11 protein-coding genes are annotated in these 15289 nt (G+C 73.0%); 2 read left to right on the plus strand and 9 right to left on the minus strand.

Features of this window, described 5'->3' with window-relative positions:
- Positions 1–176: 176 nt before the first annotated feature.
- Both ACYVHQ_RS05915 and ACYVHQ_RS05920 read right to left on the minus strand, forming a co-directional pair.
- The gene (locus tag ACYVHQ_RS05915) at positions 177–1178 is read right to left on the minus strand and encodes a pentapeptide repeat-containing protein (protein WP_460511263.1); all 1002 of its coding nucleotides are present in this window, start codon (positions 1176–1178) and stop codon (positions 177–179) included.
- A gap of 362 nt (positions 1179–1540) precedes the next feature.
- Entirely contained in the window at positions 1541–4174 is a 2634-nt protein-coding gene (locus ACYVHQ_RS05920) for a metallophosphoesterase (protein WP_460511264.1), read from the minus strand.
- A 513-nt stretch (positions 4175–4687) separates the two neighbouring features.
- Between ACYVHQ_RS05920 and radA the strand changes: the two genes are divergently transcribed.
- Positions 4688–6061, plus strand: coding sequence for a DNA repair protein RadA (radA, locus tag ACYVHQ_RS05925; RefSeq protein WP_460511265.1), 1374 nt, complete (start codon positions 4688–4690; stop codon positions 6059–6061).
- A gap of 152 nt (positions 6062–6213) precedes the next feature.
- Here radA and ACYVHQ_RS05930 read toward each other — a convergent pair whose 3' ends face one another.
- The 4 genes from ACYVHQ_RS05930 to ACYVHQ_RS05945 all read right to left on the minus strand — a co-directional run bounded on the left by ACYVHQ_RS05930 (position 6214) and on the right by ACYVHQ_RS05945 (position 10785).
- Positions 6214–6594 (minus strand): SseB family protein, encoded by a 381-nt coding sequence (locus tag ACYVHQ_RS05930; protein ID WP_460511266.1) that lies wholly within the window; start codon positions 6592–6594, stop codon positions 6214–6216.
- An 11-nt stretch (positions 6595–6605) separates the two neighbouring features.
- On the minus strand, positions 6606–7277 hold the full coding sequence (locus ACYVHQ_RS05935) for a hypothetical protein (protein ID WP_460511267.1): 672 nt from the start codon (positions 7275–7277) through the stop codon (positions 6606–6608).
- Positions 7278–7492: 215 nt separating this feature from the next.
- The gene (locus ACYVHQ_RS05940; protein WP_460511268.1) at positions 7493–8035 is read right to left on the minus strand and encodes an amino-acid N-acetyltransferase; all 543 of its coding nucleotides are present in this window, start codon (positions 8033–8035) and stop codon (positions 7493–7495) included.
- A 260-nt stretch (positions 8036–8295) separates the two neighbouring features.
- Positions 8296–10785, minus strand: a complete 2490-nt coding sequence (locus ACYVHQ_RS05945; RefSeq protein ID WP_460511269.1) for an ATP-dependent Clp protease ATP-binding subunit — start codon at positions 10783–10785, stop codon at positions 8296–8298.
- A gap of 328 nt (positions 10786–11113) precedes the next feature.
- On the opposite strand from ACYVHQ_RS05945, the gene ACYVHQ_RS05950 reads away from it, so the two are divergent.
- Complete coding sequence (locus tag ACYVHQ_RS05950) at positions 11114–12055, plus strand: NAD(+)/NADH kinase (RefSeq protein ID WP_460511270.1); 942 nt, start codon at positions 11114–11116, stop codon at positions 12053–12055.
- A 358-nt stretch (positions 12056–12413) separates the two neighbouring features.
- Here the strand turns inward: ACYVHQ_RS05950 and ACYVHQ_RS05955 are convergent, their stop codons facing one another.
- The 3 genes from ACYVHQ_RS05955 to ACYVHQ_RS05965 form a co-directional block, all read right to left on the minus strand.
- Positions 12414–13175, minus strand: coding sequence for a hypothetical protein (locus tag ACYVHQ_RS05955; RefSeq protein ID WP_460511271.1), 762 nt, complete (start codon positions 13173–13175; stop codon positions 12414–12416).
- 489 nt (positions 13176–13664) lie between these two features.
- Positions 13665–14672 carry a sigma-70 family RNA polymerase sigma factor gene (locus ACYVHQ_RS05960; RefSeq protein WP_460511272.1) on the minus strand — a complete coding sequence of 336 codons (1008 nt, stop codon included), beginning with the start codon at positions 14670–14672 and terminating at the stop codon, positions 13665–13667.
- A gap of 394 nt (positions 14673–15066) precedes the next feature.
- Positions 15067–15258: a hypothetical protein gene (locus ACYVHQ_RS05965; RefSeq protein WP_460511273.1), complete on the minus strand. Its 192-nt coding sequence runs from the start codon at positions 15256–15258 to the stop codon at positions 15067–15069.
- Between the last annotated feature and the right edge of the window lie 31 nt (positions 15259–15289).

Raw genomic sequence — 15289 nt, forward strand, 5'->3', positions numbered from 1 at the left:
AGGCGCGTCCCACCGGGTCAGGTCCGTCCCGTCCCGAGCAGCGCGCCCTGGTCCGCGCCACACCACCGCTCGCGGGGACGAGATGCCCCTTCGTGCGGGTGTGGCGGCTCGCGACCTGCACCAAGGGGTATGTCGTCTCCCAGCCGGTGGCTGGCGGCCCAGCCGCCCGCCAGGGGTCAGCCCCAGTGCGACGGACGCTCGAACCCGCTCGGCAGCACCGTCGCCGCGTCACCCCGCGCGGCGTTCACCTGCATCTGCGTCAGGTAGATCGCCTCCCCCAGGTCCGCACCACGGAGGTCGGCGTCGCGCAGGTCCACCCCGAGCAGGTCGCACCGCCGGAGGTCCGCGCCCGACAGGTCCGCCGCGATCGCGACGCTCCCCCGCAGCGTGGCACCCCGGAGGTCCGCCCCCGACAGGTCGGCGCCCAGCAGGTCGCTCCCCGGGCCCGGCACGGTCCGGCCCCCACCGCCGCGGCCGCCCCTGCCACCCTTGCCGCCTCTGCCGCTCGAGCCGGTCCTGCCCTGGGCGCCATGCGCCGCACGCCCCTCCCCGGCAGCGGCCTCAGCGCCTCGGCCACCGCGACCACCGCGGCCCCGAGCACCACGACCAGCAGCACCCTCATCACCGCCCGGCCCCACCCCTCCCCGGGCGATCTCGCTCGCGCGGAGCAGGAGGTCCCGGGCCGCGCCGTACTCGGCGTCCACGTCCAGGGTGACCAGCGCCTCCTGCGTTCCGTCGCTCAGGGCGCGCACGTGCTCGAACGCGTCCCGCCACTCGGACGCGTCGGCGTGCGGCTCGACGAGCGTGATCGCCTCGTCGAGGTAGCGCAGGAGCTCGTGCAGCCGTCGCACCACGGGGAACGTCGCGAACATCGCGCGCTGCGTCTCGGCGTCGTCGCGCCACGAGCGTCCGGCGAACGTGTGCCGCGACACCTTCTGCCCCGCCCCGGAGCAGTCGAACACCGTGCAGCCCTTCCAGCCGCGGTCGCGCAGCTCGGGGTGGATCCGACAGGCGTCGTGCGGGTCGAGGTTCGTGCACGGCTCCCCCGCCGGCTTGTCGACCGGGAAGTCCACCGACCGCGAGAACGCCAACGCCACGCAGCACAGCCCGAAGCAGTTCGCGCAGTCCGCGCCGAGGTCCTCCCGGCGGCCCAGCTGCACCCGCGTCCGCCCACCCATGCCGGCGACCCTACCCGGCCGGCCACCAGCCCCCTCACCCCTCGAGGGTGTCCACGACACGCGGACCGCAGCCCGCGACTCCTGCCGATCGTGGGCACCGTCCCGGCGAGGGTGTCCACGATCAGCGGGTGGCCGGCGGGCGGCTCCGCGTGTCGTGGACACCCCCGGGAGGTGCGGGGCCCCCTCGGAGCGATCCCCGGGTCGCCCCCTCCTCCACCAACGAAGTGACCCGAAGTGCTCCCTCCCGGCCGGGGAGGCAGCACTTCGGGTCACATCGATGGATCTGAGCAGCAGGGCCAGCAGCACCAGCAGCACCAGCAGGGCCAGCAGCACGAGCCAGCGGGGCGGGCTGCCGCCCGCGGCTACTCCTGGGCCGCCTGGCGGCGGCGCAACAGCACGGCTCCGAGTCCGGCGGCGAGGAGCAGCGCGGCGGCCGCACCTCCGGCGAGCACCGACCAGGGGCCGGTGAACGCGAGCTCACCGTCCGCCGAGGCGACGGGCTCCGGCGTCGAGCCGGCAGGGCCCGTCCCGGCACCCGCCCCAGCACCAGGCGCACCAGCGCCGGCACCCGCGCCAGCACCAGGCGCACCCGCGCCGTCACCCGCGCCGGGAGCACCGGCCCCAGGCGCACCCGCACCCGGCTCACCCGGCGTGCCAGGGTCACCCGGCACCTCAGGCTCCCCCGGAACCTCCACCGCAGCCGTCACCACGTCGAACCCGACGGGCTCCGCAGCCCTCGTCCCAAGCGCCTGCGTCGCGGTGGCGCTCAGCGTCCCCGCGGCCGCGGGCGCTGAGACGTCGACAGCCCAGGTGCCGTCCTCGGCGACGACCGTCGTCCCCGAGACCGCCCCTGCGAGGGTGACCGAGGCACCAGCGAAGCCGGTCCCGGTGACGGTGGTCGTGCCTCCTGCGCTCGCGTCGTCAGCCACGGCGGTGAGACCGGTGAGGTCGGCGCGCGCGGTGAGCCACTCGGCGGCGGCGGTGGGGTGGTCGATCACGCGGGTCTCGCCGATGCAGCCGGCCCAGCCGTTGGTGCCGCGGTCGTCGACCCAGTCGCTGCCGAAGAGCCAGGGCATGCCCTCCTGGATCGACTGCCCGGCCGTGTCGGTCGTGTTGCGCAGCACGGGGGCGCCGTCGACGTACATGGTCGTCGTCGAGCTGGCGGGGTCGTTGACCAGGGCGACGTGCATCCAGCGGTCGAAGACGATCTCGCCCGACCACGCGGTGCGGTCGCCCTTGGTGGCGTCGGTCGGGACCTCGGTCCACTGCAGCTCCCTCAGGTTCGAGAGGCCGAGCGCGGCGGGCGACGCCGTCCAGTCCCAGCGGGTCTCGGGCACGCCGATCTGCGAGCGGTTGCCCGAGCGGACGATGGCCTTGGCCCAGCTGTTGGCGTCCTCCGTCCAACCGGCGTCGACCTTGAGGAACGTCTCGATCGTGTAGCCGTCCTCGAAGCGCGCACGGTCGACGGCCGTGTCACCGGAGGTCGTGAGGTAGCTGAAACGGCCCTCGCGCTTGTCGCTGTCGACGAAGCACATGCCGGCCCCGGCCGACGAGAGCGGGGCGGCGTCGGCGCTGACGACGACGTCGTCCACCCGGGCCGTGGTCGACCCCGACTCGGCGAGCGTCGCGCGGCGCAGGTCGGCACCGGCGACGACGTCGACGACGGCCTCGCCCTCCGCGACGACGCCCTGCGCCGCCTCGGGGCGCCAGTGCGCCAGCGTGCCGTCGACCCGCGCGTAGTCGGCGGTCGAACCGGGAGCCTCGGTCGTCGCAGGAGGCGCGCCCTCGAAGCCGTCCAGGAGCAGGTCGCGAGCGGCCTGGCCCAGCGAGCCCCGGACCTCCTGCCCCGGACCGAAGTCGGGGTCGAAGGCGGCGAAGCGCTCCGCGAAGTCGAGCTCGAGGGTGAACTGCTGCTGCGGCCCCTCGAGGAACGGCTGGTCGAAGCTGGTCAGCGACTCCTGCGGCTTCGACGTCACCCACGGCGAGGCCGTCTGCACGTCGATGCGGTCGTTCGTGAGGTCGAACTCGACGAGGCCGAGGTAGCCGTTGCCGCCCTCGTACGCCATCTGGTGGTCCATGAGCACCTGCGTCACCTCGTGGCCCGCGGCGTTGACCTTCGTGTCGCGGGTCGTGCCGTGGAAGTGCCCGTTGAAGGTGAGGAAGATCTGGTCGTTCGGGCTGATCAGCTGGTCCCAGAGGCGGTCGCCGTAGTCGGTGTCCTCGGGGCTGACCGCGTCGTTCGCGACGTTGATCAGCTGGTGCGTCGTGAGGATCGTCGGCAGCGTCGGGTGGTCGGCCATCACCTGGTCCGCCCAGGCGAGCGTCTCGTCGCTGGCCCGCCAGGCCAGCGCCAGCACCAAGAACTGCTGCCCCTCGGCCTCGAACACGTGGAACTGGTTCATGCCCGTCGGGTCGCTGCCCTTCTCGAGGCTCGTCTGCTGCGCGACCCGCTCGGGGCCGAACCAGCGCGGGAACGGCTCGGCGGCGAGGTCGTACGACGTGTCGTACAGGTCGTCGGACGAGTCCAGCACGTCGTGGTTGCCGGGCAGGACCGAGTACGGCAGGCCCGCCTCCTCGAGGTTCGCCATCGCGCGGTCGGCGGCGACCCACTCGCGCTCGGTGCCGGCACGGTCGACGACGTCGCCCAGGTGCGCCACGAACGGCACGCCCAGCTCGTCGGCGTGCTCGGCCAGCCACGCGGTCTGCGTCTCGAACGGGTCGACGCCGTAGCGCGGCACGAACTGGTCCGACGAGTAGCGCGAGTAGAACTGCGTGTCGGGGAGGACCGCGAGCGTGAAGCGCGACGCGTCGCCCGGGGCGCCGGGGGCGGGGGTGGGTGCTGCTGCTGCGGTGGGGGCTGCTGTCGCTGCGGGGGCGGCTGCGGGGGCAGGAGTCGCGGCGAACGCGGCAGGGACGGGGGCCAGCAGCGCGCCGGTCGCCGCCACGAGGGCGACGAGACGGCGGCGAGGGGTCCTCGTCGGGGTGCGGGTGGGCACGGGTGGTGGTCCTTCTGTGGAGGAGGGGTCGCGCCGGCTGGTCAGGCGGGGACGCTGGTCAGGCGCTCGACGCGGAGGGTCGCTCCGACCTTCGCGGGGCACGGTGGCCCCGCAGTGGAGGACCGGTGGAGCCCCCGTGAACACGCGGCGACCGTGCCCCCCCCCCCCCCGGGCGGGGGTGGGCGCCCGGCCTGCCGGCCCACCCACCGCTCCCACTCGCGCTCTGGTCGGAAAAGGCGACAGGCGGACGGGCAGGAGGCGCGTGTCGGTGCCCCCGGACGGCGCGTCGCCCGGACGTCGTCGCGTTCGGCAGGGTCCGAGGATCCCCAGCTGAGGTGCGTTCCGGCGGGTCGAGGTGGCCGCGGGCCCGCCCTGGCCGGCACAGCCCGTCGGCCCGTTCGGCGGAGGTCATGCTGCCCGACTCCTCCTCCCCAGGAGGGGGCGGGGGTGACGGGCCCTGCCGGGGCGGGGCGGGCCTCCTGCGCTGTCGGACGTCGCACCTAGGCTGCCTGCATGGCCCGCACCACGACCCCTCCGTACCGCTGCACCGAGTGCGGGTGGACGTCGCTCAAGTGGGTCGGCCGCTGCGGCGAGTGCCAGCGCTGGGGCACCGTCGTCGAGACGGCCTCGGCCACCGCGTCGACGGTCGGCACCCGCGGCACCTCCGCTGTGTCGGTGAGCGCCGACCGCGCCGCGAAGCCGATCACCGAGGTCGAGACCGACGCCGTGTCGCACTGGCCGAGCGGCATCGACGAGTTCGACCGCGTGCTCGGCGGCGGCATCGTGCCGGGCGCGGCGATCCTGCTCTCGGGCGAGCCCGGCGTCGGCAAGTCGACCCTGCTGCTCGAGGTCGCCTCGCGGGCGGCGGCGGGCGGGGCGCGCGTGCTCTACGTCACCGCCGAGGAGAGCGCCTCGCAGGTGCGGCTCCGCGCCCAGCGCACCGGAGCCTTGCAGCCGACCCTCTACCTCGCCGCCGAGGTCGACCTGGGCGTGATCCTCGGCCAGATCGAGCAGGTCGACCCGCAGCTCGTCATCGTCGACTCGGTGCAGACGGTCTCGTCGTCGGCGACGGACGGCATCGCAGGAGGCCCGTCCCAGGTCCGCGAGGTCGCCTCCACCCTGATCCGCGTCTCGAAGAGCCGCAACGTGCCCGTGCTGCTCGTCGGCCACGTCACGAAGGACGGTTCGATCGCCGGCCCGCGCCTGCTCGAGCACCTCGTCGACGTGGTCTGCCAGTTCGAGGGCGACCGCCAGACGGCGCTGCGCTTCGTCCGCGCCCACAAGAACCGCTTCGGCCCTACCGACGAGGTCGGCTGCTTCGAGATGACCGGCGACGGCATCGCCGAGGTCGCCGACCCCAGCGGCCTGTTCATGTCGCGCAACGGCGCCCCCGTCAGCGGCACCTGCATCACCATCGCCATGGAGGGCCGACGCGCCCTGCCCGTCGAGGTGCAGGCACTCATCGTCGCGAGCTCGACGCCGCAGCCGCGACGGGTCGTCAACGGGGTCGACTCGTCCCGCGTCGCCATGCTCCTGGCCGTGCTCGAACGCCGCGCGGGCATCCGGCTCGGCGACGCCGACGTGTACGTTTCGACCGTCGGGGGGATCAAGATCACCGAGCCCGGGGCCGACCTCGCCATCGCCCTCGCCCTCGCGAGCGCCAGCCGCGACAAGAGCTACCCGCACACCATGGCCGCCGTCGGCGAGATCAGCCTCGCGGGCGAGATCCGTCCGGTGTCGTCACCCAAGCAGCGGGCCAGCGAGGCCCGGAGGCTCGGCTTCACGCACCTCGTCGACTCCGGCGCCACCGACCTGCGCGAAGCCCTGCGCCGCGCCTTCAGCATCGCCAGCAGCCCCCGCGACCGCGAGCTCGACGCCGCGTTCTGAGCCGCGCCGCGCCTCCGCTGCGTGCGACACCCGCCAGCGGCTGCGACACCCCGCCTAGGCCCAGCGTCCGAGCCGCGAGCGGGTGCCGCGCACCGGGAGCACGCGGCACGCCGCGCACGCCGCGCGCGCCACGGTGCGCCGTGGCGCGGCACCTACCGCAGGGCCTTGAGCAGGTCCTCCGCCTCGGCGGCCATCGTGTGCGGCCCGGCGATGTCGAAGAACACCTGCTCGAGCACCTCGAGGTGCGCCTCGAGGAACTGCCGCAGAGACGACGCCTCGTAGAGCATCACCTCTCGGGTGTCGTCGTCGGGCACCATCGCCGCGTAGGCATCGGCCGACGAGAACAGCAGCAGGATGCGCCGGTCGGTGCCCTCGCGGCCGAAGACGCGCACCTGGTCGCCCGCGAACGGGTCGTCGGTGACGAGCTTCGGCACGACAACCACGCCGTGGCGCAAGGCGAACGCGACGGCCGCGACGTCTTGCGCGGCGAGGGCGTCCTCGAGCTGGGGGGAACGGGGGGCGATGTCGGTCACGATGTGTGCGCTCAGTTCAGGATCATCTGGCGGGTGTCCGTCGACGTGACGTCGCCGACGGAGACGGACAGGCGGTACGAGGCGCCGTCGGCGGGCACCGGGTCGAGGGCGACGTCGTCGCAGGTCTCGGGCGACGAGCGGGTGCGGTCCCAGGTGATGGGCGGCGTGCTCAGCGTCTGGCCGGCGTCGACGACGACGAGCTGGTCGGTGCCGTTGACCTGGCAGTCCTTCGAGGACCAGTAGCGGTCCTCACCGCTGCTCACCACGAGCTCCTGCTGGGCCGACCCGAGGTCGATCGCGCACGCGTCGCGCCCCGAGTTCGTGATCGACATCGAGATCTGCGGCAGCTCGTCGGGCGCGTAGTTCGCCCCGTCGGTGACCGGCTCGAGCACGATCTGCCCCTCGGCGCAGGCCGGGGCGTCGGCGGAGGCCGCGGGCGCCCCGGCGGCCTCGGTCGCGTCGGCCGCGGGCGCGGTCGCAGGAGGCGCGCTCGCCTCCGCCGCGGGCGTCGCGGTGGGCGTCGCCGTCACGGCCGTCTCGCTGCCCTCGTCGCCGGCCCCGGGCCGCGCCACGATCAGCACGACCACCAGGACCACGGCGAGCAGCACCGCGATGACGAGTGCACGACGGCGCCAGTACACCTGGGGCGGTTGGGGCCCGACGGGATGGCGGAGCGACGACATGGCCACACCTTAAGCGCTGGTCGGCGGGTCCTGGGTGAGGCGACCGGGCGTGTGCGGTGCGAGTCCGCTGGGAGCCCCTGTGCGGGAGGGGACGCACCCGGTCCCCCGCCACGCGGGCCTCCTGCCCGCTCGCGGGAGCAGGTGAGCGCCGGTCAGCTCGCGGGAGCAGGCGGGCGCCGGTCAGCCGCGGGAGCAGGCGGGCGGGCGGGCGCCGGTCAGCCGCGGGACGGCAGCTGCTTCAGCATGCGGGTGTTGCCGAGCGTGTTCGGCTTGACCCGGGCGAGGTCGAGGAACTCCGCGACGCCCTCGTCGGTCGAGCGCACCAGCTCGGCGTACACGTCGGGCGGCACGAGGCCGTCGTCGCCGACCGCGAGGTAGCCGTGCTGCTCGAAGAAGTCGACCTCGAACGTGAGGCAGAACAGGCGGCGGATCTCGAGCTCGGCCGCGGCCCCCTCGAGCGCCTCGAGCAGGCGGTGGCCAACTCCCTTGCGGATCCACGCCGGGTCGAGGGCGAGCGTGCGCACCTCGGCGAGGTCGTCCCACATGACGTGCAGGGCGCCGCAGCCGATGGGGACCCCGTCGGGTCCGACGGCGACCTGGAACTCCTGGATCGCCCCGTAGAGCGTGACGAGGTCCTTGCCGAGCAGGATCCGCTTCTGCACGAACGGCTCGCACAGGCGCTGCACGTGCGGCACGTCCGACACGACGGCCGACCTCACGGTGATCCCGTGCAGGTCGCGTTGCTCGTCGTCGCCCACGGTGCTCCTCGTCGCTCGTGCGCCGGTCGGGCGGGCACGCGGGGCGCGCACCGTGCCGGAGGCGCGATCGGCACCCAGCCTAGCCACGGCCTCCTGCACGCCCCGCACCCGACGCGGTCCGCGCCTCCTGCACGCCCCGCGCCCGCACCCCCGCCACGACCCGCGGACCGCTCCTCCTCACCGCCCCGCGCACGCCGGAGGGGCGGCCCGACCTTACGGTCGGACCGCCCCTCGACGGTGCTGCTGGTGCTGCCGGACGACTACGCCTCGAGCTCGGGGGCGTCGCCCACGAGGACCTCCTCGCGACCCGGCTGACGCGAGGTCGTGAAGGTGAACTCCCCGTCGACGAAGTCGACGTAGACGTGGCTGCCGGCCGTGAGCTCACCCTGCAGGATGCGCTCGGACAGCTGGTCCTCGACCTCGCTCTGCATGGCGCGACGCAGCGGGCGTGCACCGAGCGAGGGGTCGAAGCCGACCTTGATGAGCTGCTCCTTGGCGGGCAGCGTGAGCTCGATCGTCATGTCGCGGTCGAGCATGCGGTCGCTGAGGCGCTTGCCGAACAGGTCGACGATCTGCAGCAGCTCGTCCTGGTTCAGCTGCGGGAACACGATGGTGTCGTCCACGCGGTTGAGGAACTCGGGCTTGAAGTGCTTCTTGAGCTCTTCGGTCACCTTGGCACGCATCCGGGTGTACGAGGTCGCGGTGTCGCCCTCGACCTGGAACCCGACGGGGCCACCCGTGATGTCCTTCGTGCCGAGGTTGGTCGTCATGATGATGACCGTGTTCTTGAAGTCGACGACGCGGCCCTGACCGTCGGTCAGGCGACCCTCTTCGAGCACCTGCAGCAGCGAGTTGAAGATGTCGGGGTGGGCCTTCTCGATCTCGTCGAACAGGACCACGGAGAACGGCTTGCGACGCACCTTCTCGGTGAGCTGGCCGCCCTCCTCGAAGCCGACGAACCCGGGAGGGGCACCGAACAGGCGCGAGACGGTGTGCTTCTCGCCGTACTCCGACATGTCGAGCGAGATGAGCGCGCCCTCGTCGTCGAAGAGGAACTCGGCGAGCGCCTTGGCCAGCTCGGTCTTGCCGACGCCCGTGGGCCCGGCGAAGATGAACGAGCCGGAGGGGCGCTTCGGGTCCTTGAGGCCGGCCCGCGTGCGGCGGATCGTCTTGGACAGGGCCGCGATGGCCTGCTCCTGGCCGATGACGCGCTGGTGCAGCGCCTTCTCCATGAAGACGAGGCGCGAGGTCTCCTCCTCGGTGAGCTTGAACACCGGGATGCCCGTGGCCTGGGCCAGGACCTCGGCGATGATGCCCTCGTCGACGGTGCCGCCGGCTCCGGCCTCACCGCTCCTCCACTGCTTCTCGAGGCGCAGGCGCTCACCGAGCAGCTTCTTCTCCTCGTCGCGGAGCGAGGCGGCCTTCTCGAAGTCCTGGTCCTCGATCGCGCCCTCCTTCTGGCCGCGGACGTCGGCGATGCGGTCGTCGAACTCCCGCAGCTCGGGCGGCGCGGACAGGATCGACAGTCGCAGGCGGGCGCCGGCCTCGTCGATCAGGTCGATGGCCTTGTCGGGCAGGAACCGGTCGCTGACGTAACGGTCGGCGAGGTTCGCCGCCGCCGCGATGGCGCCGTCGGTGATCGACACCTTATGGAACGCCTCGTACTTGTCGCGCAGGCCCTTGAGGATGTTGATCGCGTGCGGCAGCGACGGCTCGGCGACCTGCACCGGCTGGAAGCGGCGCTCGAGCGCGGCGTCCTTCTCGAAGTGCTTGCGGTACTCGTCGAGCGTGGTCGCACCGATGGTCTGCAGCTCGCCGCGGGCGAGCAGCGGCTTGAGGATCGACGCGGCGTCGATGGCGCCCTCGGCGGCACCCGCACCCACGAGGGTGTGGATCTCGTCGATGAAGACGATGATGTCGCCGCGCGTGCGGATCTCCTTCGTCACCTTCTTGAGGCGCTCCTCGAAGTCGCCGCGGTACCGGCTGCCGGCGATGAGCGAGCCGAGGTCGAGCGAGTAGAGCTGCTTGTCCTTGAGCGTCTCGGGCACCTCGCCCTTGACGATGGCCTGCGCGAGGCCCTCGACGACGGCGGTCTTGCCGACGCCGGGCTCGCCGATCAGCACGGGGTTGTTCTTCGAGCGGCGGGAGAGGATCTGCATGACCCGCTCCATCTCCTTCTCGCGCCCGATGACCGGGTCGAGCTTGTTGTCGCGCGCCGCCTGCGTGAGGTTGCGGCCGAACTGGTCGAGGACCTGGCTGCCACCCTGCGCACCCTGCTGCTGCTCGCCTCCCACGGCCACCGCCTCCTTGCCCTGGTAGCCGGACAGGAGCTGGATGACCTGCTGGCGCACGCGGTTGAGGTCGGCGCCGAGCTTGACGAGGACCTGGGCGGCGACGCCCTCGCCCTCGCGGATGAGGCCGAGCAGGATGTGCTCGGTGCCGATGTAGTTGTGGCCGAGCTGCAGCGCCTCGCGCAGGGACAGCTCGAGCACCTTCTTGGCACGCGGCGTGAAGGGGATGTGGCCGGTGGGCTGCTGCTGGCCCTGGCCGATGATGTCCTGGACCTGCTCGCGCACGGCGTCGAGCGAGATGCCCAGCGACTCGAGGGCCTTGGCGGCGACGCCCTCGCCCTCGTGGATGAGCCCGAGCAGGATGTGCTCGGTGCCGATGTAGTTGTGGTTCAGCATCTTCGCCTCTTCTTGGGCGAGGACGACGACCCGACGGGCACGGTCGGTGAATCTCTCGAACATCTTCTTTGCTCCCTTGGTGGCGGGGTGGGAGGGTCGCCACCGATGCGTCCTGCGGCACCCGCAGGTACGGCACCGCTGTTGTCACCGAGACTAACCACGGGCCCCCGCCAGGTCTGCCCCTGTTCGCTGGGGGCATAGCGGAGCTCGCGGGCGCGCCCGCGCGCGGAGCGCAGGAGGCGCGGGCCGACCGGCGCAGGAGGCCGCGGCCCGGCAGCGCGCCCGGCCACCGACCGCGGCGCAGGAGGCTCGGGCCCGGCCACGGGGCGGGCCCGGCCCGGTGCGTCCCCCGAACCAGCGCCTCCTGCACCGCAGCGTCTACCGTGAGCCCATGGGCACGTTCACCGTGGGCCTCGTCCCCCACCCCACCAAGTCGGTCGCCGAGTCGATCGCGATCCTGCGCGAGTGGGTGGTGGGCAGCGGCGCCCACCTCATCGCCATGCGCGATGACGCCGACCGGATCGGCGACGGGGTGCCGCTCGTGTCCGAGGCGGAGCTCTGCGACCGGGTCGACGTGCTCGTCTCGCTCGGCGGCGACGGCACCATGCTCGGCGCCATGCGGCTCGTCGCCGGCCGACCCGTGCCCGTGCTCGGCGTGAACTACGGCAACGTGGGGTTCCTCGTCGAGGTGGAGCCGCGCGACCTGCCCGCCGCCCTCGACCGGCTCACCCAGAAGCGGTACTCGCTCGAGCCGCACCACGCGCTCGAGATCACGCACACGACGCAGGGCACCGAGGACCACTACCTCGCCTTCAACGACGTCTCGGTCGCCCGGCACCCCGGCCAGGGCGTCGTCTCGGCCGACCTCGTCGTCGACGACACCCCGTACGGCTTCTACAAGGCCGACGGCGTCGTGGTCGCCACGGCGACCGGCTCCACCGCCTACAACCACGCGGCAGGAGGCCCGATCATGTCGCCCGCGCTGGCCGCGACCGTCGTCACCCCGGTCGCGCCCATGGCCGGGATCGACCGCTCCATCGTGCTCGCCCCCGACGAGCAGCTCCGGTTCGAGATCGTCGACGGCACCCGCTCGGCGGCCCTCGAGGTCGACGGGCTGGTCGTCTCGGACGTCAGCTCCGGCTGCGTGCTCGAGCTGCGGGTGCGGCGCGACGCCGGGCAGGTCATCCGCTTCGACGCCGGGCAGCACGCCCGCAAGGGCCGCCTCAAGCTCAGCCTGCTCGACCTGCCCCTGCGCGAGGACCAGCTGCTCGAGCTCGTGCCGCCCGAGGTGCGCGCGCGGGTCCGCGGCCGCGCCCTCGACGAGCGGGCGTAGCCGGCCTGGCCGGGGCGGGCCCCGGCCAGCCGGGCTCTCCAGGGCCGGCGCGGGCCGGGCAGGGCAGCCGGCCGGGCCTCCTGCCCTTCGGCCCTCCGACCCTCCGACCCTCCGACCCTCCGCCACTCCGACCCTCCGACCCTCCGACCCAACGGACGGTGTCCACTACACGCGGAGCCAGCGCTCCCGCACCCGCCGATCGTGGACACCGTCCGAAGGAGGGTGTCCACGATCGGCGCTTTCCGTGTCCGGCGTTCCGCGTGTCGTGGACACCGTCAGGAGCGGGAGCGGGAGCGGGAGCAGGAGCAGGAGGCAGGAGGCAGGCAGGCAGGAGCCCCCGCCCGGTGCAACGGGGGGGTCAGTGCACGCGCGCGAACCTCCGGCGGACGCGGGCGACGAGCTCCACGTCGCCGGGAGGCACGAGGTGCGGGGCGATGGCTCGAACGACGGACCAGCCGTGGTCCTCGAAGCGCTCCCGACGGTCGATGTCCTGTGCGAACACCTCGGGGTCGTCGCGGTGGTGCCGGCCCTCGTACTCCAGGACGACTCGGTGTTCCGCCCACCGCAGGTCGGGGCGTCCCAGGTACGTGCCCTGCGCACCGTACGTCGGCACGTTCAGTTCGGGCTCGGGAAGGCCAGCCCTCACGAGCAGCAGGCGCACCTCCGTCTCCTTCGGAGACTCGACGCCGGTACGGACCCAGTCGGCGGCCTCGCGCAGGCGTGCGGCCCCGGGGCGGCGGGGGTCGCGCACCGCGGCGGACCGGAGCTGCTCGACGGGGACGCCCCGCGCCTCCTGCCGGTCGGACCAGCGGCCCGCGAGAGCGTCGCCGACGACGACGAGCTCGTCGAGCGACAACAGGGGCGCCGACTGCACCCAGGCGAGCACGGGCGGCACCAGAGCGGGAGGCGTGCCCGGCACCGGCAGGAGCTGCGGGCTGAGCCGGTGACCGATCACCCCCGGCCGTCGCGGCTCCCGACGGCCGACGGCCCCGACGTGCAGGGGCACCCCCGGCGCGAGGTGCCTCGCGGGCAAGGGCAGGCCCCACAGGGCGAGGGCGGTCACGTGCGAGAAGACGTGCCCCTCGCAGAGGGCGGGGACCAGTTCGAGGCAACGCTCCATCAGCGTGCTCGGGGCGCCTCCCCGAGCACGAACCCCGTGGTGGGGGCTGCGGAGGTCGACGGCCCGCAGGAGCCCGTGGGTGGCGCCAGCGTGGAGCGCCTCCGTCACGGTGAAGCACCGAGCCAGGTCTGGGGGTAGGGGTCGTCGTCGCACGGGGACAGGCTGGCCACCCCCGGAGGGGCCCGGGCCCGTCCGACGCTCAGCCTGTGCAGGGGTGGGACCGGACCGCGGCCGGGGAGGAGCCGTCGTCCACCGCAAGGGTGTCCACGACACGCGGGGTCAACTCCCGGGGGGTCACCGAACGTGGACACCGCTGCCCTGAGGGTGTCCACGAGTGGTGGAAGGGAGTGCCCGGGCTCCGCGTGTCGTGGACACCGTCGAAGGGGCAGGAGGCAGGAAGCAGGAGGCAGGAGGCAGGAGGCGCGCCCGCGCGCAGCGAGGGCCGCCTCCCTAGCGGGAGGCGGCCCTCGGCTGCGGTGCGGCTCGGACCTACTGCAGGTAGAGCTGCAGGTCCTGACTGACGGCCTTCGCGAACATGCGGAGGCGGGCGCGGCTCTCGACGCGCGAGACGGCCTGGCGCGAGGAGTGCACGCGCTTCGAGATCTCGTCGAGGGTCATCGGCTGGTCGTCGTCCAGGCCGAAGCGCATGCGGATCACGCGGGCCTCGTCCTCGGGCAGCGTGGCGACGAGGGCGTGGATGTCACGGTTGAGCAGCGTGCTCTCGGTGGCGTCCGTGGGCGACGGCGTCTCCTCGTCCTCGATGAAGTCGCCGAGCTCGCTGTCCTCGGCGTCGCCGACGACGGTGTGGATCGAGACGGGCTCGTGCGAGCGGCTCTTGAGGTCGACGAGGTCGGCGACCTCCATGGCGACCTCCTCGGCGACCTCCTCGACGGTGGGCGCGCGGCCCAGGTCGACGGTGAGGTCGCGCTCGGCGCGCGAGATGCGGTTGATGCGCTCGACCGTGTGCACGGGGATGCGGATGGCGCGGGCCTTGTCGGCGAGGCCGCGGGCGATGGCCTGGCGGATCCACCACGTGGCGTAGGTCGAGAACTTGTAGCCCTGCGTGTAGTCGAACTTCTCGACGGCACGGACCAGGCCGAGGTTGCCCTCCTGGATGACGTCCATGAAGGGGAGGCCGCGCTGCGTGTAGCGCTTGGCGATGCTGACCACGAGGCGGAGGTTCGCCGTGATCATCTTGTCCTTGGCGCGCTCACCGTCGTGGATCAGCCACTTGAGGTCGCGCTTCATCTCGGCGGTGCCCGAGGCGGTGCCGGACTCGATGTCCTTGAGCTTCTCGCCGGCGAACAGGCCGACCTCGATGCGGCGGGCGATCTCGGTCTCCTCCGCGGCGTCGAGGAGGGGCATGCGGCCGATGTGGCGGAGGTAGTCGCCGACCTGGTCGGTCGAGGCGCCTCGCACCTGTGCCAGCACCTCGACCTCGGTGTCGTCGGTAGTGGTGGTCTTCGTGTCGTGAGGGGCGACGGTGGTGGTAGCCATTGGGTACTCCCTGCTCGATGTCGTGCGCGGTGTCGAATAGTTCGTGAAGCTCTTCGGCGTAGTACGAGTCTGTCGGAGCAGAGAAATGACACTGGTGTCGTTCAGGGGGTCCCCGGGGCTGTTCGGAGAGAGCCCACAGGAACACCCGTCGGACGGGGTACGGCTGGATCGACTTCTTGACGCGTGATCGTTCTGGGTGTACGGCCCTGTCGACCAGGAGAGGGGTACAGTCCGCCGGCCCGTTCACGTGGCGTTCACCAGGACGACGAGGGTGCAGGAGGCGCGGGGGGCGCCGGACGTACCCCTCCCGGGGTACGCGGGGCGGGCCTCCTGACGGCCGGGGTCGATCGTCGAGGGGTCGCCGGACGGCCGCGGCGCGCCCCTGCCGGACGGCTCAGCGGTCGAGCGTGGCGGTGCGGTCGGCCTCGGCGGCCGCGGCGCGCTCCTCGGCGTCGATGCGCTCGAAGACGGCACGCTCGGTGCGGTCGGCCCTGATGATGGCCCGCACGATGAACCAGAAGATGAGGCCCACGACGATGGTCGGGGTCACCGAGAAGAGGGCGGCCGCCCAGATGTTGTCAGGCACGTCGACCAGGGTACGTCGCCGACCTGGGGAA

The organism is Frigoribacterium salinisoli (genome assembly GCF_054781095.1).

Coding starts and splice junctions, on each gene's coding strand:
- ACYVHQ_RS05945 (WP_460511269.1), bottom strand. CDS start 10,785: ATGTTCGAGAGATTCACCGACCGTGCCCGTCGGGTCGTCGTCCTCGCC.
- ACYVHQ_RS05915 (WP_460511263.1), bottom strand. CDS start 1,178: ATGGGTGGGCGGACGCGGGTGCAGCTGGGCCGCCGGGAGGACCTCGGC.
- ACYVHQ_RS05960 (WP_460511272.1), bottom strand. CDS start 14,672: ATGGCTACCACCACCGTCGCCCCTCACGACACGAAGACCACCACTACC.
- radA (WP_460511265.1), top strand. CDS start 4,688: ATGGCCCGCACCACGACCCCTCCGTACCGCTGCACCGAGTGCGGGTGG.
- ACYVHQ_RS05955 (WP_460511271.1), bottom strand. CDS start 13,175: ATGGAGCGTTGCCTCGAACTGGTCCCCGCCCTCTGCGAGGGGCACGTC.
- ACYVHQ_RS05950 (WP_460511270.1), top strand. CDS start 11,114: ATGGGCACGTTCACCGTGGGCCTCGTCCCCCACCCCACCAAGTCGGTC.
- ACYVHQ_RS05935 (WP_460511267.1), bottom strand. CDS start 7,277: ATGTCGTCGCTCCGCCATCCCGTCGGGCCCCAACCGCCCCAGGTGTAC.